Consider the following 17,976-nt stretch of genomic DNA (forward strand, 5'->3'; position numbering starts at 1 on the left):
TTGGAGTCGTCTGACTCGCAAAACCGTTATTTCTTACGTTATTTCCGGAGTTCGCTGAATGTCTGCTGCTTGGCTGCGCGCCTGTGCGCTGGTGATATTGGGGCTGTTCAGCGTGTCCGCGCTGGCCAAGGATAAAACAGCCATCGTGATTGGCGGCGGCCTGTCCGGCCTGACAGCCGCTTATGAACTGCAGAACAAAGGCTGGCAGGTGACGTTGCTGGAAGCCAAGCCGAGCCTGGGCGGTCGCTCCGGCATGGCCAGCAGCGAGTGGATCGGCAACGACAAGACGCAACCGGTGCTGAACAAATACGTCTCGACGTTCAAGCTGAGCACCACGCCGGCGCCGGAGTTCGTGCGTACACCCAGCTACCTGATCGACGGCGTGTATTACACCGCTGCCGACCTGGCCACCAAGGAACCGGCGACGGCCGAAGCGCTCAAGCGCTACGAAAAAACCGTCGACGATCTCGCGCGCTCTATCGAGGATCCGCAGAACCCGGCAGCCAACAACACGCTGCATGCGCTGGATCAGATCAACGTCTCCAACTGGCTTGATCGCCTGACCTTGCCTGCCACGGCTCGGCAGCTGATCAATCAGCAGATTCGTACCCGCTATGACGAACCTTCGCGCCTGTCGCTGCTGTATTTCGCACAGCAGGGTCGCGTCTATCAGGGCGTTTCCGACCGTGATTTGCGTGCTTCGCGCCTGCTCGGCGGCAGCCCGGTGCTGGCTCAGGCGTTCGTTAAACAGCTGAAAACCATCAAGACCAGCTCGCCGGTGTCGGCCATCATCCAGTCCAAGGACAGTGTTACGGTCAAAGTCGGCAGCGTCGGCTATCAGGCGGATTACGTGGTAGTAGCGGTACCGTTGCGCGCGCTGAACAAGATCCAGATGACTCCCGCGCTGGATGCCCAGCATCTGGGCGCGATCAAAGGCACCAATTACGGATGGCGTGACCAGGTCCTGTTGAAATTCAAAACGCCGGTGTGGGAAAGCAAGGCGCGCATGTCCGGCGAGATCTACAGCAACACCGGTCTGGGCATGTTGTGGGTAGAACCGGCGCTGAAAGGCGGTGCCAACGTGGTGATCAACCTCTCGGGCGACAACGCACGGGTGATGCAGGCATTTGGCGACAAGCAGATGGCCGATCAGGTGCTGATTCGCATGCACGCGTTTTATCCACAGGCGCGCGGTTCGTTCACCGGTTACGAAATTCGTCGCTACAGCACCGACCCGTCGATGGGCGGCGCTTACTTGGCCTACGGTCCGGGCCAGATCAGCAAGTACTGGCGCCTGTGGGAGCGCCCGCTGCAACGTGTAGCGTTCGCCGGCGAACACACCGACACCTTGTACCCGGGCACGCTGGAAGGCGCATTGCGCACCGGTCAGCGCGCGGCAATTCAAGTTGAAGACCTGGCAGCCGGCAAGTCGTTTGAGCCGGCGAAGGTGGTGCCTGCGGCTACGGCGGCGGCAGCAGGCGCAGTAGCGGCGAAGAAAGGCAACTTCTTCACTAATCTGTTCGGCGGTTTGTCGGACGAGGACAAGAAACCGGAGCCGGTCAAGGCCGCAGCGCCAGTGGCTCCGGTTGCACCAGCCCCTGCGCCAGCACCGGTTCCGGCGCCTGCACCGGTCGAAGCGCCGAAACCTGCAGCGCCGGTGAAAACCGAGCAGGCTAAAAAAGCCCCGGCCAAGGCGCCAGTGAAAAAGCCTGCGGCGAAAACCGAGGCCAAGAAGGCGCCGGCGAAAGCACCGGTGAAGAAGGCAGAGCCGGCGAAAAAGCCAGCGGCCAAACCGGCGGCGACGACTGAGACCAACGCTCAGTAACGTTCAGCCTCACGAAAAGCGCGGCCCTGGGGTCGCGCTTTTTTTTTGCTCGGATTCCAGCCAGAGACATCGAACACGCTGCCTGCACCTATCAAATCTATCGGTCCTACAGGCTCCAGCGCGATATCAGAGGCGTCCCACAGGCGTATCGCAATGGGGCGATTGATAGGGGCCAGCATGGAGTTCTATGTTCTTCAAAAACCTGGAGAGCACCGTGAAGATACTGGCAGCAATAGCGATATTGGTCCCCCTGTATGGATGCGTGGTAGATGAACCTAAGCTGGCTGGTTATTCGGGCACTCAACTGGCTCGCAAATGCCTGCTGGATCCGTACAACTTGATTGCATGCATCCTCCTGCGGTCTTTCATAACTAGCAGGAGGTTTTTGCTCAACGTTGATTCACCGGGCGGGCGTGCATGGCAGCTTCACCCGCCACTCACACATTGCCTTTCCCACTAACATCCAGCCACAAAATCGCCTTTAATCTTTCCTTAACTCCCTTATTTCAGACTCTTGATCGTATTTCTCGATATTTCAAAGCGAAATTTTCCGCTTTAATTCGATAGATAACTCGATAGTCTTGGTCGCAGTTCTCACAGGATTTGGGCAATGCAGCTACGTAACTCTTCTTCGCGCTACGGTTGGGTCAGCATTTTCATGCATTGGGGTGTGGCGCTGGCGGTGTTCGGTTTGTTCGCGCTGGGCTTGTGGATGGTCGGTCTCGATTACTACAGCACCTGGCGCAAAGATGCGCCGGACCTGCACAAAAGCATTGGTCTGGTGTTGTTGGCCGTGATGATTGCTCGCGTGCTCTGGCGCTTCGTCAGCCCTCCGCCGTCTACGCTGGAAAGCTATAGCCGCATGACACGCATCGGCGCGAAATTCGGCCATTCATTTCTGTACCTCAGTCTGTTCGCTGTGATGATTGCCGGTTACCTGATTTCCACCGCAGACGGTGTCGGGATTCCCGTGTTTGGCCTGTTCGAAGTACCTGCACTGGTGTCCGGACTACCGGATCAGGCAGACACCGCAGGTTTGATTCATTTCTATCTGGCGTGGGTACTGGTAATTTTTTCCGGGCTCCATGCGTTGGCAGCATTGAAACACCACTTTATCGACCGTGATGCGACCCTGAATCGAATGCTCGGTCGCAAAGCCTGAAGTTCAACCTCGACTCCAAAGGAATAGAAAGCATGTTGAAAAAGACCCTCGCCGCTCTGGCAATCGGTTCCGCGCTGCTGTCCGCAGGTCACGTCATGGCGGCTGACTACGTCGTCGACAAGGAAGGCCAGCACGCCTTCGTTGACTTCAAGGTGAGCCACCTGGGCTACAGCTTCATCACCGGTACCTTCAAGGACATCGACGGCAAGTTCAGCTTCGACGCGGCCAAGCCTGAAGACAGCAAAATCGAGTTCAACGTGAACACCGCCAGCGTGTTCACCAACCATGCCGAGCGCGACAAGCACATCGCCAGCGGTGATTTCCTGAACGCGGGCAAATTCGGCAAGGCCACGTTCGTTTCCACCAGCGTGAAGTCCACCGGCAAGAACGCTGCGGGTAAAGACACTGCAGACGTGACTGGCGATCTGACTCTGCTAGGCGTGACCAAGCCAATTGTGGTCAAGGCCACTTTCCTGGGTGAAGGCAAGGATCCATGGGGCGGCTACCGTGCCGGCTTCGAAGGCACCACCAGCATCAAGCGTTCCGATTTCGGCAAGCAGAAAGACCTGGGCGCAGCGTCCGATGCAGTCGAGCTGTATGTAACGTTTGAAGGTGTGAAAGCGAAGTAACTTTCGCGCCTGACACCGAAACGCCCCCGGTCTTGCGATCGGGGGCGTTTTTTATTGTCTGCCACAAGCCTTCTGGGCGATGAGATCTCCTTGTGGGAGCGGGCTTGCTCGCGAAAGCGCCGGGTCAGCCGCCATCAATGCTGAATGTCCAACCGCTTTCGCGAGCAAGCCCGCTCCCACAATGAATCCAGGTGGGCCGCAGCCGGTGTGAATGGCCGTTTTTGAGAAACAAAAATGCCCCGGCTTTTGAGAGCCGGGGCATTTTGTATTGCGCGATTAACTCAGCGATTGCGGGTCAGCAATGCCGGTTTCTCACCACGTGGACGGCCTGGCAGTTGATCAAGTTGTTCAGGCGTCGGGAAACGATCGGTTTTCGACTCCTTATGAATGATCTTCGGTGCCGGGCCGCGCGGGTTTTGCACCGCTGGCTCTGAAAGGGGCTTGTCGTCACGGGCTGGGCGACGGCTGCGGCCTTCTTCGCGGCGGGCCTGACCGTCACGCGGTGCGCCGTTGCGTGGGCCGCTGCGCTTGGCGGGCGGGGTGCCAGTGCTGGCGCCGTCGCTGCTGCGTGGACCGCTTTGCCGACCCTGTGGCTTGCCGCCGCGTGGAGCACCTGCGCCTGCAGTTGCACCTGCTGCCGTGCCAGGTGCCGGGGCACCCGGACGGCGACCACGGCCTTGGGCCGGTTTGGCTTGCGGAACGTAGTCAACGCGATTACCGAAATTATCGATGTCGTCGTCGAGGAACTCATCCGGGGCGCGATCAGCGGAAGCCGCACGTGGCGCCGGGCGCTGTTGCTCGCGCGCCGGTGTGCCTTCGCGCGGTTTGTGCTCACGCGCCGGACGATCGCCACGGCCAGTGGCAGCAGGTTTTTCCTTGCCGCCCTTGTCCTTGCCTTTGTCCTTGCGACCGCCGCCACCGCCACCGCCGTTCGGACCATCGCCGCGCGGGCCACGTGGATTGCGCGGGTTACGCACATCCGGACGCTCGCGGGCTTCAGGCTTCTCGGCTTCTACAGCGCTGGAGTCGAAACCCATCAGATCGCCATCGGCAATCTTCTGCTTGGTCATGCGCTCGATGCTTTTGAGCAGCTTCTCTTCGTCTGGCGCAACCAGCGAGATCGCTTCGCCCGAACGACCGGCACGGCCGGTACGGCCGATACGGTGAACGTAATCTTCATCGACGTTCGGCAGTTCGAAGTTGACCACGTGTGGCAACTGGTCGATGTCCAGACCACGAGCGGCGATATCGGTCGCCACGAGGATGCGCACTTCACCGGCCTTGAAGTCGGCCAGGGCTTTGGTCCGCGCGTTCTGGCTCTTGTTGCCGTGGATCGCGACGGCGGTCAGGCCGTGTTTGTCCAGGTACTCGGCCAGACGGTTGGCGCCGTGTTTGGTACGAGTGAACACCAGCACCTGTTCCCAGGCGCCTGCGGTGATCAAGTGCGCCAGCAGCGAACGCTTGTGGTTGGCGGGCAGGCGGAAAACACGCTGTTCAATGCGCTCGACCGTAGTATTCGGCGGCGTGACTTCAATGCGTTCCGGGTTATGCAGGAGCTTGCCGGCGAGGTCGGTGATGTCTTTGGAGAACGTCGCCGAGAACAGCAGGTTCTGCCGCTTGCTCGGCAGACGGGCCAGCACCTTCTTCACGTCATGGACAAAGCCCATGTCGAGCATGCGGTCGGCTTCGTCCAGCACGAGGATTTCCACGTGGGAAAGGTCAACGCTGCCTTGACCGGCGAGGTCGAGCAGCCGGCCCGGGCAGGCCACCAGCACGTCGACACCACGGGACATGGCCTGAACCTGCGGGTTCATGCCCACGCCGCCGAAGATGCAGGCGCTGACGAATTTCAGGTCACGGGCATAGACCTTGAAGCTTTCGTGTACTTGAGCCGCCAGTTCGCGGGTCGGCGTCAGGACCAGCACGCGGGGTTGGCGTGGACCGTGGCGCTGGGATTTGTCCGGGTGACCGTTGGGGAACAACCGCTCCAGAATCGGAAGGGCGAAGCCGCCGGTTTTACCAGTACCTGTCTGAGCCGCAACCATCAGGTCGCGACCTTGCAACACGGCGGGAATGGCCCGCTGTTGCACCGGAGTAGGCTCGGTGTAGCCCGCCGCCTCGATGGCACGGACTAAAGCCTCGGAGAGACCGAGGGAAGCAAAGGACATGAGTAATCCTGTTTTAGTTAGGGCTTGGCCCAATGGGAGTCTTGCCTGGCGCGAATGGCGTTTAAGAGGAACGCAATCCCGTCCGGTCCTGCTGGGTCACGAAGGCTTGTCTGGAGTGCTCGCGCGGGCTGCAAAGCTGCGCTGTAGCGGGGTCGAGATGCCTTAAACGGTTCCGAGCGTCCGGGCGTGAGCCTGGCGGGAAGGCCGGAGTATAACAGAGCAATCACTGCGCGCCGCTTTCCTGCTGCTCAACGGTTTTTTTCGATGCTGTTCGTCACCTTGGCGGCGTTCGCGCCGGCAGCTGGCCCGGCTTCGTATCGCGCGCTCAGTTCCGCATAGGCGGGCTCACGTTTGAAGCGCTTGAGTTCGGCACCAAAGCGCTGCACCAGCAGGTCCATGCCGGCATTGCGGCGCACTGCCAGAAACTGACTCTGCTGGCTGATGATGGTGGGATTTTCACTGATCTGGTCGCGGATATTCAGTTCGTCGAGCAAGTGCTGGCCGACGCGGCGGTCGGTGATCAGCAAGTCGATACGTCCCCGCACCAGTTTGCCGAAATTGGCTTCATGGCTGGGCGCGGACTCACGGGTGAACAGCGTCGAATTACGAAAGTCATCACTGTAGAGGTAGCCCGGCGAGGTACCGACAGTCAGGCCGCGCAGGTCTTCAAGGGTGCGGAACGGATGAGGGCGCTCGTTGGCGTAGAACATCACGAACTGCACTTCGGACAATGGCTCGCTCGGGTAGAGCAGGGACGCATCGCGCTCGGGGCTGTGGAAAATGTCCAGCGCGCCGTCGGCCTGGCCTTGCTCGAGCATGGACAGACAGCGCTTCCAGGGCAGGAATTGCCAATCCACTTCGATGCCCAGTCGTTTGAAGACGATGGCCGTCGTTTCATAATCCAGGCCCAGTGCTTTGCCGTCTTGTTCATAGACATAGGGGGCCCATGGCTCGGTGACGATGCGCAGTTTCTCGCCCCGGGCAGTTACGCTCAGGCAAGTGAATAGCAGCACGGTGAGTAACTGGGCAATCCAAGGCATGGCTGGAGATTACGACGAGAAACCGCAAAGAGCCAGAATCCGCATGCACAAGCTCTACCTCCGTGTGTTGCTTCACATTTTAAGCAGCAAAAAAGCAAAAAATCGCCGCCTCATTTCACCTTGGGGCCCGTAGGAGCTGTCGAGTAAAACGAGGCTGCGATCTCTTGATCTTGCTTGGTGCTCTCAGCATGAAGCTTGCAGCTGCTTCACCGCGGCAACTGCAAATTATTCCACACCGCCAGGCTCGCTTCAGCCTGGTTCAACGTGTAGAAGTGCAACCCGGGAGCGCCGCCCTGCAACAGGCGTTCGCACATTTCGGTGATGACCTGCTCACCAAAACGCTGAATGCTCGCGGTGTCATCGCCGTAAGCTTCCAACTGCTTGCGGATCCAGCGCGGAATTTCCGCACCGCAGGCATCGGAGAAACGCGCGAGCTTGCTGTAATTGGTGATCGGCATGATCCCCGGCACGATCGGGATGTTCACGCCCAGCGCGCGCACTCGTTCGACAAAATAGAAATAGCTGTCGGCGTTGAAGAAGTACTGAGTGATCGCACTGTCCGCGCCAGCGTTGGCCTTGCGCACGAAGTTGGCCAGATCGTCTTCAAAATTGCGCGCTTGCGGATGCATCTCCGGGTAGGCGGCGACTTCGATGTGGAAATGGTCGGCGGTTTCTTCACGAATGAATTCAACCAGATCATTGGCGTGGCGCATTTCACCGCTGGCCATGCCCATGCCCGAAGGCAGGTCGCCGCGCAGCGCAACAATGCGTTTGATGCCAGCCGATTTGTATTGAGCGAGCAGGTCGCGCAGGTCGGCCTTGCTGTCGCCAACGCAGGACAGATGCGGAGCGGCAGGGACTTTGACTTCGCTTTCAAGCTGCAACACGGTGTTGAGCGTGCGATCGCGGGTCGAACCACCTGCGCCGTAAGTGCAGGAGAAGAAATCGGGGTTGTAGGTGGCCAACTGACGGGCAGTGGCGAGCAGCTTTTCATGCCCAGCGTCGGTCTTCGTAGGGAAGAACTCGAAGCTGTAGCGACGGTCTTGGGACATGGTCATATCCTTGGAAACACGTAAACCTGTTGGGTCGGTTTGTCTGCAATCGCCAGCAAGCCGGCTCCTACAGGTTGTCGGTGTACGTTGAAATTGCGTACACCGCGCAATTGTAGGAGCCGGCTTGCTGGCGATTCAGGCGACGCGGTAAATCAGAATACCGCGATCGCCAGTCAGCCGATCAGTAACGGTAAGCGTGCGGCTTGAACGGGCCTTCGACGGTGACGCCGATGTAATCAGCCTGTTGCTTGGTCAACTGAGTGACCACGCCGCCGAAACCGCGGACCATTTCCAGGGCCACTTCTTCGTCGAGCTTCTTCGGCAGAACTTCAACGGTCAGGCGCTCGGCTTTCTGGGCTGGCGACAGATCGGCGTACTTCTGGCCGAACAGGAAGATCTGCGCGAGCACCTGGTTGGCGAACGAACCGTCCATGATGCGGCTTGGGTGACCGGTGGCGTTACCCAGGTTCACCAGGCGGCCTTCAGCCAGCAGAATCAGATAGTCATCGTTCTGCGCATCGAACGAACCAGGACCGGTGCGGTGGATCTTGTGAACTTGCGGCTTCACTTCTTCCCATGCCCAGTTCTTGCGCATGAAAGCGGTGTCGATTTCGTTGTCGAAGTGGCCGATGTTGCACACCACAGCGCGCTTCTTCAGGGCTTTGAGCATGTTCGAATCGCACACATTGACGTTGCCGGTAGTGGTCACGATCAGGTCGATCTTGCCCAGCAGCGCTTTGTCGATGCTTGCTTCAGTGCCGTCGTTGATACCGTCGATGAACGGCGAAACCAGTTCAAAACCGTCCATGCAGGCTTGCATGGCGCAGATCGGGTCAACTTCGGACACTTTAACGATCATGCCTTCCTGACGCAGGGACTGAGAAGAGCCCTTGCCCACGTCACCGTAGCCGATGACCAGCGCTTGCTTGCCGGACAGCAAGTGGTCGGTACCACGCTTGATCGCATCGTTCAGGCTATGACGGCAGCCATACTTGTTGTCGTTCTTGCTCTTGGTCACCGAGTCGTTGACGTTGATGGCCGGGATTTTCAGCTCGCCCTTGGCCAGCATGTCCAGCAGGCGGTGAACGCCGGTGGTGGTTTCTTCGGTCACGCCATGAACGCGATCGAGAATGGCCGGGTATTTTTTGTGCAGCAGCTCGGTCAGGTCGCCGCCGTCGTCGAGGATCATGTTGGCATCCCAAGGCGCGCCATCTTTGAGGATGGTCTGCTCCAGGCACCACTCGTACTCTTCTTCGGTTTCGCCTTTCCAGGCGTAAACCGCGATGCCGGCAGCGGCGATGGCAGCAGCGGCCTGGTCTTGAGTCGAGAAAATGTTGCAGGACGACCAACGCACTTCGGCACCCAGGGCAACCAGGGTTTCGATCAGCACGGCGGTCTGAATGGTCATGTGGATGCAGCCGAGGATCTTCGCGCCTTTGAGCGGTTGTTCGGCGGAATACTTGCGACGCAGACCCATCAGGGCCGGCATTTCGGATTCGGCGATGATGGTTTCGCGACGGCCCCAGGCAGCCAGGGACATGTCGGCAACTTTGTAATCGTTAAAATCTGCAGGCGTGATAACAGCGCTCATGAAGAGCCTCCATTCGTATGTATGCGAATGGGCGCCGTTGTGCGTTTAGTGTCTGGCCGTGGCCAGGCAACGCCCCATCCGAGCCTGACAGGTCGAACCTGCTGCAGCGCCCCTCGGACAGGTGGCGGGAAAACGGACGTAAGTGAAAATGACCGTTCTGAAACGGTGGCGATTATAGCGGGCTATGCTGATCTTCCAAAGCGTTTCTATCGGTCAATGTCCGAACGGTAATCGAGACCATAGTCGATGCTCAATAGAGCTCTGGCCCGGGCTCTGCCATGATGACCGGCATCAATCGGCAAGACGGTCAGGAGTGAATATGAATTTCCACACCCGCAAATGGGTAAAACCCGAAGACCTCAACCCCAACGGCACGCTGTTCGGCGGCAGTCTGTTGCGCTGGCTCGACGAAGAAGCGGCGATCTACGCCATTGTGCAGCTGGGCAATCAGCGCGTGGTGACCAAGTACATCTCCGAAATCAACTTCGTCAGCGCATCCCGTCAGGGCGACATCATCGAACTGGGCATCACCGCCACCGAGTTCGGTCGCACCTCGATCACCCTCAAATGCGAAGTGCGCAACAAGATCACCCGCAAAAGCATCCTCACGGTGGAGAAAATCGTCTTCGTCAATCTGGGCGAAGACGGCCTGCCGGCACCGCACGGCCGCACCGAAATCAAATACGTCAAAGACCAGTTTGAGGATAAGGCCGAGTAACACGAGTCCGTAGGAGCCGGCTTGCTGGCGAAGGCGTCATCAGCATCACCGCAATAACCGCAATAACCGAGCCCAAGTCGATCGCCAGCAAGCCGGCTCCTACAGAAAGCTCTTTTGTTTTGCGCTCAGTGAACAGCTTCGAACCGCGCGTGTCGTACCTTCATCGCACGCCACCGGTTCCGGAGTTATATGGACACGCAAAAAGACGGCAAGACCCCGAACCTTTCGGCGCAAGAGAAACACGAGGTCGACAAAAATCAGCCACCGCGCGCTGCGGTGCTGCATGAAATTATCCGCAGCCAGGGCGATCAGGAGCTCGAACGCAGCGTCGCCGCCCTGTGGTGGTCGGCCTTGGCTGCCGGTCTGACCATGGGCCTGTCGCTGATGGCGATGGGGCTGCTCAATTCACGGCTGCCGGACGCCGAAGGCTTCAAGGTGATCGCCAGTTTTGGCTACTGCGCAGGCTTTCTTGCGGTGATTCTCGCCCGTCAGCAACTGTTCACAGAGAACACCTTGACGGCCGTACTGCCGGTCATGACCAAACCGACGCTGAACAATTTTGGCCGGTTGATGCGCCTCTGGTCAGTGGTGCTGGTGGGTAACCTTTGCGGCACGATACTGGTCGCTTACGTGATGTTGCACCTGCCGATTTTCGACACCAAGACCGACCTCGCTTTCCTTGAGATCGGCCGCAAGGTCATGGAAAACGATGCAGGCAAAATGTTCGCCAAAGGCATCATTTCCGGCTGGATGATCGCCACCATGGTCTGGATGATCCCGTCCATGGAGAGCGCCAAGATGTGGATTATCGTCCTCATCACCTACCTCATGGCGCTGGGCGATTTCACGCACATCGTGGTGGGTTCGGCGGAAGTGTCGTACCTGGTCTTCGCCGGCGAATTGCCCTGGAAGGATTTCTGGCTGATTTTCGCCGGGCCTACTTTGGCGGGCAATATCATCGGCGGCAGCTTCATCTTTGGCCTGATTAGCCACGCACAGATTCGCAGTGAGAGCGGGCCACCGAAGGAATCTGCGGATCAAGTCAAGAAGCCTGATCCGCAGGATCACAAAGCGTAATCAGTGATGCTCGGCCTGCGCCGCTGGCGCAGGCTCATCGCAGGTCACGCGCTTGACCAGCTTGCCAATCGTCAGGCCCTGCAACAGGATCGATGACAACACCACGATGTACGTGATGCTCAGCAACAGGTCTCGCTCCTCACCCAATGGCAGGGCGAGCGCCAGTGCCACCGAGACACCCCCGCGCAAACCACCCCAGGTCAGAATCCGGATCGTTCCGCGCGGCACCGTGCGCCAGCGTCGCAACAGCAGGATGGCTGGCGCTACGGTCAACAAGCGTGACAGCAGAATGGCGATTGCCAGCAATCCAGCGGCGAAAACGTGCAACCAGTTGAACGGCAGCAGTAACAGCTCCATGCCGATCAGGGCGAACAGCAACGCGTTGAGCATGTCGTCGAGCAGCTCCCAGAAACCGTCCAGGTACTTGCGCGTCATGTCGTTCATCGCCAGGTTGCGGCCCAGGTTGCCGATGATCAAACCGGCGACCACCATCGCAATCGGCGCCGATACATGCAGTTCGCTCGCCATGGCCGAGCCGCCGATCACCAGTGCCAGGGTCAGCATGACCTCGATCTGGTGCTGCTCGATGCTCTTGATCATCAGGTACACGAGATAACCGATCACCCCGCCGAACAGCGCGCCGCCAATCGCTTCGTGGGCGAACAGCATGGCCGTGGCGCCGAGGGTCGGAGTTTCACCCAGTTGCGCGATGCCCAGCAAGACGGTGAATACCACGACCGCAGTGCCGTCGTTGAACAGCGACTCACCGACGATGGTGGTTTTCAGCGGCTTGGATGCGTTGGCGGTGCGCAGCACGCCAAGCACGGCAATCGGGTCGGTCGGCGAGATCAAGGCGCCGAACAGCAGGCAGTACAGGAAACTCACGTGCCACCCGAACAGGGCAAAGATGTAATAGGCGAGGCTGCCGATCACGGCGGTCGCGATGAGTACGCCGAACGTCGCCAACAGCCCGATGGGCCAACGGTAGCTGCGCAAATCGTTGAGATTGACGTGCAGGGCGCCGGCAAACAGCAGGAACGACAGCATCCAGTTCATCAGCAGATCACCGAAGTCGATCTGGCCGATCAGCTGTTGAACACGTTCTTCCAGGCCGGGGTAGCCGAGCAGGCTCAGGCCTTGCAGCAACAAGGAAAACATCAGTGCAGTGACCATCACACCGATGGTCGGCGGCAGGCCGATGAAGCGGAAATTCACGTAAGTGAGAAGGGTGGTGAGGCAGATAAACGCAGCGACAAGCTCAAGCATCCGGGGTCCTTGGATGGGAGGTGGGTAGGAGGATTGTGTTTGGGCAGTTGAACCGCGTCAGCTTCATCGCGAGCAGGCTCGCTCCCACAGTGGATATTCGGTGGATGCACCATCGGGTGGCTACGCGAAACCCTGTGGGAGCGAGCTCTCACAGTGGATCTCCGGTGGATGCAGAACCCTGTGGGAGCCAGCCTGCTGGCGATTGCGGTGGCAGCCGTAACGTGAAGATTCAGCCGGTCACATTGACCGCAGCAGCACCGCGACGTTGCAGGTAAATGAACAGAAGCGCTGTCAGCACCGTCAAGCCGCTGACCAGTGCGCCCGTCCAGGGCAGGTCGGAAAGGTCGGCGCCGCTGGCGACCACGAGGCCGCCAATCCATGCACCCGCCGCGTTGCCGAGATTGAATGCGCTCTGGTTCAGCGTTGAACCGAGGTTGGGTGCTTCATGCGCCTGATCAATGATCAGCAATTGCAGAATCGGGCACAGCGCGAAGGCAAAGATCCCCCACAGCACCAGCGTGATTGCGGCGGGGATGGCCGAGTGACTGGTCTGCGTAAACGCCGCCAATACGACTGCCGTCGCCAGCGCCATGCCCACCAGCGAAGGCAGCAAGCGACTGTCGGCCAGGCGTCCGCCGAGCATGCTGCCAGCGGTCAAGCCAACGCCGAACAACAGCAGCATGATCGTCACGCCGTGGGGGCTGACGCCGGTGATGTCCTGCAGAATCGGCGCGATATAAGTGAAGACGCTGAACAGACTGGTCGAGGCCAGCACGCTCATGCCCAGCGCCAACAGGACATTAACCTTGCCCAGCACTTTGAATTCGCTGGCGAGGTTGGCCTTGTCCATGGCGATGTCCTTGGGCAGCCAGAGCCATTGCGCGATGGCCGCGATCACCCCGATCACTGACACCGCCCAGAACGTCGAGCGCCAGCCGGCGTATTGCCCGAGTGCGGTGCCCAGCGGTACGCCGAGCACGTTGGCCAAGGTCAGGCCGGTGAACATCATGGCAATCGCTTGGGCCCGCTTGTTCGGCGCAACCAGGCCGGCGGCCACCACCGATCCGATGCCGAAGAACGCCCCGTGGCACAACGCAGTCACCACGCGGGCGGCCATCAGCGTGGCGTAGTTGGGCGCCAGCGCGCAAAGAATATTGCCAAGGATGAACATCAACGTCATGCCCAGCAGCGTGGCTTTGCGCGGCATGTTGGCGGTGCCGATCGCGAGGATCGGTGCGCCAAACACCACGCCCAGGGCGTAGCCGGTGATCAGCAGGCCGGCGTCGGGAATGCTCACGGCAAGGTCGCGGGCGACATCGGGCAACAGGCCCATGATGACGAATTCTGTAGTGCCGATACCGAACGCGGCTACGGCGAGGGCAAATAAAGCGAGTGGCATGCGCAAGGTCTCTGTCGGTAGTCTTGACGCTTTGATCAGGCATACGCATGCCAGTGACCGCTCTCGACGAGAACGGACAAAGACAGGAATTATTGGAATTAGTCTGTGCGCAACTGAATGCGGCGTGGTCGCGTGCAGTATAAACAGCTGCTGACATATCGCGAATCAATTATGCATCCACTGCCCTGTAGGAGCCGGCTTGCTGGCGAGGCGATTTCAGAGACGCCATCGCCAGCAAGCCGGCTCCTACAGCGTAAGGTGGCAAAACAATAAGGAGTTTGCCGTGTTTGCGACGGCGTTGGTGTTGGTGGCGGCGCTGTTGCACGCGGCGTGGAATACCCTGATTAAATTCAGCGCCGAACGGCTGCTGGTGGTGGCGTGCATGGACAGCGTGGCGCTGCTCGTGGTCGGCGTGGCACTGCCATTCGTGGCATTACCGCCTATTGAAATCTGGCCGTGGATTCTCGCTTCGGCGGCGTTCGAGTTGCTCTACCGCTACCTGTTGATCCAGGCCTATCGCGTCGGCGATCTCGGTCTGGTGTATCCGTTGATGCGCGGTTTATCGCCGCTGGTGGTGCTGGCCTTGACGCTGATCTTTGCCGGCGAAGTGCTGACCAATCAGCAAATATTCGGAATTCTGCTGATCCCGTTCGGCATGCTCTGCCTGCTGTGGCAGGGCGGTGGAGGCGCACGCTTGCCGTGGACAATGTTGCCAGTGGTGGCGCTGATCGGCCTGTGCATCGGCTGCTACACCTACATCGACGGCCAGGCTCTGCGGCGTTGGTCGCACCCGCTGGACTACCTGGTCTGGGTCACGTTGCTCAGCGCCTGGCCGTTCCCGTTACTGGCGTGGGTGCGCAAGCGGCCGGCGTTCAAGCTGTTCTGGCGCGAGCAATGGCGCCTGGGGCTGGCGGTCGGGTTTTGCGTATTGTTCAGCTACGCTCTGGTGTTGTGGGCCATGCAACTGGGCTCGATTGCCGAAGCGGCGGCGTTACGCGAGATTAGTGTCATTCTGGTCGTGCTGTTCGGCATGCGTTACTTGAAAGAACCTTTCGGCAGACCGCGGCTCTTAGCCTGTGGACTGGTATTGATCGGCATATTGGTGATGAAGTTTTGACTGGCTCAGCGTCGACGAAGTCTCGACGCTCGACAACTTGAAGAAGGGATTGCTCTATGACGGTAGCTCTGTGGTGCATTTTGATCGCGATTTTCCTGCCTTATGTGTGCACGGTCGTGGCCAAGATCAGTGGCGGTTTCAGGATCAAGGACAACCATGATCCACGGGATTTCATGGAATCGCTGAACGGTGTGGGTCGACGCGCGCACGCCGCGCAATTGAACAGTTTTGAAGTGACCCCGGCATTTGCTGCGGCGGTGATCGTTGCGCACCTGGCGGGCAACGCGGAGCTGGTGACGATCAATGTGCTGTCGGTGGTGTTTATCACCAGCCGCTTGCTCTACATCATCTGCTATCTGGCGGATTGGGCGATCTTGCGCTCGCTGGTGTGGTTTGTGGGGATGGGGTTGATTGTGAGTTTGTTTGTGGTGTCTGCCTGAGATATCTGCGCTGTTTGTGACGACCCCTTCGCGAGCAAGCCCGCTCCCACAGGTATTGCGCAAATCCTGTGGGAGCGGGCTTGCTCGCGAAAGCTATCGATCAAACGCTGCAGCACTCAAGGCTTGGCTTTCACCGCATCCGCCACCTGAGGCACTTGCGGTAACGCCGCGCCTTTAGGCCACAGCATCCAGATCTGCCCCTGCTGTTTCATGTCGCCGGCCAACTGACCGGCCGCCTCACCGGTACCCCAGAACAAGTCTGCACGAACCTCGCCGGCAATCGCGCCGCCCGTGTCCTGAGCCGCCACCGGCCGTACCAGCGCGGTGCCATCCGGTTTGGTCGTGGACAGCCACAACAGACTGCCCAGTGGTATCACCTTGCGATCCACTGCAGCGCTATATCCCGCAGTCAGCGGCACGTTCAATGAGCCGCGAGGGCCTTCGTTGCTATCAGGGTTTTGCGTGAAAAACACGTAGCTCGGATTGCTGCCGAGCAATTCGGGGATGCGCGATGGATTGGCCTTGGCCCAGTCGCTGATCGCGCCCATGGTCACGTCTTCTTTCTTCAATTCGCCTTGCTCGATCAGCCAGCGGCCGATTGGCCGATAGGGGTGGCCATTCTGATCCGCGTAGGCGATGCGCAACTGCCGGCCACTGTCGAGCTGGATTCGGCCAGAACCCTGAATCTGCAGAAACTGCAGGTTCATCGGGTCGGTCAACCACGCAACCACGGGCGCCTTGACGCCTTTGGTTCCGATTGTTGCCGCGTCGTCGTAAGGTTTGAGCACGCGGCCTTCGAGTCGCCCGCGCAGGCGTTTGCCTTTCAGCTCCGGGTAGAGGCTGTCCAGTGAGACAATGATCATGTCTTCCGGCACCCCGTACACCGGAACATTGGCCACGCTGGTCTGGGTCAGGCTGCCGGGGTAAACCGGCTCGTAGTAGCCGGTGATCAAGCCATTAGGATTGTCGTTGGCGGCGCGCAAGCCGTAGACATCGAGGTTCTGTTTGAGAAAGCCGCGAATGTCGTTGGCGGTCTGCGGCACATTGGCGGCGGCTGCACAGGTGGCGCCCCAGACCGGGTCGGCCTTGAGTCGTGTGCAGGCGCTGCGCCACGAACCGAAGCCGGCAACCAGGTCGGCGTCGGTCACCGCTGGCAGAGCCTCCCAAGTGGCGCTGGCATAGGTCGCCAAGGCGTGGGTTTTTGGTTTTTCGGGATCGCCACCGGTGCAGCCTGCGAGCACGGCCACCATCGGGAAAGTCCAGGCCAGGCTGGGGCGCCATGCCTTGAAACGGCTGTTCATGGAGTGATTCCTTAGTCGGTCGTGTGAGTGCTCCATGCGCTCAGACAACCCGTAATGATAATAGGGCTATTGGTGTTTGCCGGTGACGCGAGGATACTGGCGGCCGTTTCCGTGACCAGAAGCCACCATGACTTTTAAAAGAATGTCCGTTGTATTGCTGGCCTGCCTGACGCTGTCTGCGTGCGGTGGTGTCGACCCCAATTCGCCGCTGGGACAGCGCAAAGCGATCTTCAAGCAGATGCTCAAAACAGGGGAAGACCTTGGCGGGATGTTGCGTGGGCGCATTGCGTTTGACGGTGCAAAATTCGCCGACGGCGCGGTGAAGCTTGATGCGTTGTCCCATGAGCCGTGGAAACATTTTCCACAGGTTCGCGAGGAAGATCACACCAGCGCCACCGATGATGTCTGGGAGAAACAGGCGCGCTTTCAGGAAATGGCCCGCAACCTCGAGGCTGCTACCGGTGAACTGGTGATTGCCAGCAAGGTGCAGCCTTACAAGGTCAGCAACCTGGGGCCTGCGGTGCAGAAAGTCGAAGATGCCTGTAGTGCTTGCCATAAAGAGTTTCGCGATCATTGATAGGCGATGCATTCCGGTGGCGAGGGGGTTTAGCGAAACGTCCCACTGCTCCGTTGGGCGGCGAAGCATCCCCAGAGCGTGGCTCTTCTGGAGATCGCTCTGCCGGGTACGACCACTGCGTCGCTGACGGGGGCAAGCCCCCTCGCCACATAAGCCCGTCGCTCACACCGGGGTTTACTTATCCAGTTCGTCGAGCGCTTTCTGCAATTCCTTGCGCGACTCGGCGAGTTTGTCTTTGCGTTTGTTGATCCGCTCCGGATCGCCTTTCTTCATCGCTTTGTCGAGATCTGCCTGACGTTCGCCGACTTCGTGCTTGGCCTCGAGCACCTTGTTCTCACGTTCTTTCTTCAACGAAGCGTCGGTGCAATGGGTGGTGACTTCACTCAGAGCCTTTTCCAGACCTGCTTGCTGCTGGGTGTTGCCGTGGGCTTTGGCCTGCTCGATCTGGGTCACGATGGCCTGTTTCTTGGCGGCGCAGCCGGTGAGCCCCGGGGCCTCTTCTGCGGCCATCAATGGAGTGGCCAGCACGCTGCAAAGGGTCAACAGGGCAAGCGGTGAAAATCGTTTCATAAAAACTCCACGTGAAAGGCAGTCGGATCGCTTTGGGATGGGCT

The 17,976-nt window shown here is 59.4% G+C and carries 15 protein-coding genes, 1 pseudogene and 1 riboswitch; of the genes and pseudogenes, 8 read left to right on the top strand and 8 right to left on the bottom strand.

Going from position 1 to position 17,976, the window contains the following annotated elements; genetic code table 11:
- Positions 1 to 58: 58 nt before the first annotated feature.
- The 3 genes from DU29_RS0119925 (at position 59) to DU29_RS0119940 (ending at position 3,616) form a co-directional block, all read left to right on the top strand.
- Entirely contained in the window at positions 59 to 1,825 is a 1,767-nt protein-coding gene (locus tag DU29_RS0119925; protein WP_028623270.1) for a flavin monoamine oxidase family protein, read from the top strand.
- 610 nt (positions 1,826 to 2,435) lie between these two features.
- Positions 2,436 to 2,987 (top strand): cytochrome b, encoded by a 552-nt coding sequence (locus tag DU29_RS0119935; protein WP_028623272.1) that lies wholly within the window; start codon positions 2,436 to 2,438, stop codon positions 2,985 to 2,987.
- Between the two features lie 32 nt (positions 2,988 to 3,019).
- Entirely contained in the window at positions 3,020 to 3,616 is a 597-nt protein-coding gene (locus tag DU29_RS0119940; RefSeq protein ID WP_028623273.1) for a YceI family protein, read from the top strand.
- A gap of 281 nt (positions 3,617 to 3,897) precedes the next feature.
- On the opposite strand, the gene DU29_RS0119945 is transcribed toward DU29_RS0119940, so the two are convergent.
- The 4 genes and pseudogenes from DU29_RS0119945 to ahcY all read right to left on the bottom strand — a co-directional run bounded on the left by DU29_RS0119945 (position 3,898) and on the right by ahcY (position 9,467).
- Positions 3,898 to 5,784, bottom strand: a complete 1,887-nt coding sequence (locus tag DU29_RS0119945; protein WP_028623274.1) for a DEAD/DEAH box helicase — start codon at positions 5,782 to 5,784, stop codon at positions 3,898 to 3,900.
- A 223-nt stretch (positions 5,785 to 6,007) separates the two neighbouring features.
- Positions 6,008 to 6,824: pseudogene (locus tag DU29_RS01000000130225) on the bottom strand (substrate-binding periplasmic protein).
- 206 nt (positions 6,825 to 7,030) lie between these two features.
- Complete coding sequence (gene metF / locus DU29_RS0119955; protein ID WP_028623275.1) at positions 7,031 to 7,876, bottom strand: methylenetetrahydrofolate reductase [NAD(P)H]; 846 nt, start codon at positions 7,874 to 7,876, stop codon at positions 7,031 to 7,033.
- A 181-nt stretch (positions 7,877 to 8,057) separates the two neighbouring features.
- Positions 8,058 to 9,467, bottom strand: a complete 1,410-nt coding sequence (gene ahcY / locus DU29_RS0119960; RefSeq protein ID WP_028623276.1) for an adenosylhomocysteinase — start codon at positions 9,465 to 9,467, stop codon at positions 8,058 to 8,060.
- A 22-nt stretch (positions 9,468 to 9,489) separates the two neighbouring features.
- A riboswitch (S-adenosyl-L-homocysteine riboswitch) is annotated at positions 9,490 to 9,588 on the bottom strand.
- Positions 9,589 to 9,786: 198 nt separating this feature from the next.
- On the opposite strand from ahcY, the gene DU29_RS0119965 reads away from it, so the two are divergent.
- Positions 9,787 to 10,185, top strand: a complete 399-nt coding sequence (locus DU29_RS0119965) for an acyl-CoA thioesterase (protein WP_028623277.1) — start codon at positions 9,787 to 9,789, stop codon at positions 10,183 to 10,185.
- A gap of 189 nt (positions 10,186 to 10,374) precedes the next feature.
- Entirely contained in the window at positions 10,375 to 11,262 is an 888-nt protein-coding gene (locus DU29_RS0119970) for a formate/nitrite transporter family protein (RefSeq protein ID WP_028623278.1), read from the top strand.
- Here the strand turns inward: DU29_RS0119970 and DU29_RS0119975 are convergent, their stop codons facing one another.
- Both DU29_RS0119975 and DU29_RS0119980 read right to left on the bottom strand, forming a co-directional pair.
- Positions 11,263 to 12,528, bottom strand: coding sequence for a cation:proton antiporter (locus DU29_RS0119975; RefSeq protein ID WP_028623279.1), 1,266 nt, complete (start codon positions 12,526 to 12,528; stop codon positions 11,263 to 11,265). It abuts the gene before it with no gap.
- 229 nt (positions 12,529 to 12,757) lie between these two features.
- Positions 12,758 to 13,927 carry an MFS transporter gene (locus DU29_RS0119980; protein WP_028623280.1) on the bottom strand — a complete coding sequence of 390 codons (1,170 nt, stop codon included), beginning with the start codon at positions 13,925 to 13,927 and terminating at the stop codon, positions 12,758 to 12,760.
- Between the two features lie 283 nt (positions 13,928 to 14,210).
- Between DU29_RS0119980 and DU29_RS0119985 the strand changes: the two genes are divergently transcribed.
- Positions 14,211 to 15,044, top strand: a complete 834-nt coding sequence (locus DU29_RS0119985) for an EamA family transporter (RefSeq protein ID WP_028623281.1) — start codon at positions 14,211 to 14,213, stop codon at positions 15,042 to 15,044.
- A gap of 56 nt (positions 15,045 to 15,100) precedes the next feature.
- The gene (locus DU29_RS0119990; RefSeq protein ID WP_028623282.1) at positions 15,101 to 15,484 is read left to right on the top strand and encodes an MAPEG family protein; all 384 of its coding nucleotides are present in this window, start codon (positions 15,101 to 15,103) and stop codon (positions 15,482 to 15,484) included.
- A 116-nt stretch (positions 15,485 to 15,600) separates the two neighbouring features.
- Here the strand turns inward: DU29_RS0119990 and mltA are convergent, their stop codons facing one another.
- Complete coding sequence (mltA, locus tag DU29_RS0119995) at positions 15,601 to 16,785, bottom strand: murein transglycosylase A (protein WP_028623283.1); 1,185 nt, start codon at positions 16,783 to 16,785, stop codon at positions 15,601 to 15,603.
- A 127-nt stretch (positions 16,786 to 16,912) separates the two neighbouring features.
- On the opposite strand from mltA, the gene DU29_RS0120000 reads away from it, so the two are divergent.
- Entirely contained in the window at positions 16,913 to 17,362 is a 450-nt protein-coding gene (locus DU29_RS0120000; RefSeq protein WP_028623284.1) for a c-type cytochrome, read from the top strand.
- A 174-nt stretch (positions 17,363 to 17,536) separates the two neighbouring features.
- Here DU29_RS0120000 and DU29_RS0120005 read toward each other — a convergent pair whose 3' ends face one another.
- The gene (locus DU29_RS0120005) at positions 17,537 to 17,932 is read right to left on the bottom strand and encodes a DUF1090 domain-containing protein (protein WP_028623285.1); all 396 of its coding nucleotides are present in this window, start codon (positions 17,930 to 17,932) and stop codon (positions 17,537 to 17,539) included.
- Between the last annotated feature and the right edge of the window lie 44 nt (positions 17,933 to 17,976).

This window comes from Pseudomonas sp. Ant30-3 (assembly GCF_000690905.1).
Lineage (GTDB): Bacteria > Pseudomonadota > Gammaproteobacteria > Pseudomonadales > Pseudomonadaceae > Aquipseudomonas.

What these genes read in the sequence shown, in the direction of transcription:
- DU29_RS0119925 (WP_028623270.1), top strand. Translation starts at nt 59, where the DNA reads ATGTCTGCTGCTTGGCTGCGCGCCTGTGCGCTGGTGATATTGGGGCTG.
- DU29_RS0119935 (WP_028623272.1), top strand. Translation starts at nt 2,436, where the DNA reads ATGCAGCTACGTAACTCTTCTTCGCGCTACGGTTGGGTCAGCATTTTC.
- DU29_RS0119940 (WP_028623273.1), top strand. Translation starts at nt 3,020, where the DNA reads ATGTTGAAAAAGACCCTCGCCGCTCTGGCAATCGGTTCCGCGCTGCTG.
- DU29_RS0119945 (WP_028623274.1), bottom strand. Translation starts at nt 5,784, where the DNA reads ATGTCCTTTGCTTCCCTCGGTCTCTCCGAGGCTTTAGTCCGTGCCATC.
- metF (WP_028623275.1), bottom strand. Translation starts at nt 7,876, where the DNA reads ATGTCCCAAGACCGTCGCTACAGCTTCGAGTTCTTCCCTACGAAGACC.
- ahcY (WP_028623276.1), bottom strand. Translation starts at nt 9,467, where the DNA reads ATGAGCGCTGTTATCACGCCTGCAGATTTTAACGATTACAAAGTTGCC.
- DU29_RS0119965 (WP_028623277.1), top strand. Translation starts at nt 9,787, where the DNA reads ATGAATTTCCACACCCGCAAATGGGTAAAACCCGAAGACCTCAACCCC.
- DU29_RS0119970 (WP_028623278.1), top strand. Translation starts at nt 10,375, where the DNA reads ATGGACACGCAAAAAGACGGCAAGACCCCGAACCTTTCGGCGCAAGAG.
- DU29_RS0119975 (WP_028623279.1), bottom strand. Translation starts at nt 12,528, where the DNA reads ATGCTTGAGCTTGTCGCTGCGTTTATCTGCCTCACCACCCTTCTCACT.
- DU29_RS0119980 (WP_028623280.1), bottom strand. Translation starts at nt 13,927, where the DNA reads ATGCCACTCGCTTTATTTGCCCTCGCCGTAGCCGCGTTCGGTATCGGC.
- DU29_RS0119990 (WP_028623282.1), top strand. Translation starts at nt 15,101, where the DNA reads ATGACGGTAGCTCTGTGGTGCATTTTGATCGCGATTTTCCTGCCTTAT.
- mltA (WP_028623283.1), bottom strand. Translation starts at nt 16,785, where the DNA reads ATGAACAGCCGTTTCAAGGCATGGCGCCCCAGCCTGGCCTGGACTTTC.
- DU29_RS0120000 (WP_028623284.1), top strand. Translation starts at nt 16,913, where the DNA reads ATGACTTTTAAAAGAATGTCCGTTGTATTGCTGGCCTGCCTGACGCTG.
- DU29_RS0120005 (WP_028623285.1), bottom strand. Translation starts at nt 17,932, where the DNA reads ATGAAACGATTTTCACCGCTTGCCCTGTTGACCCTTTGCAGCGTGCTG.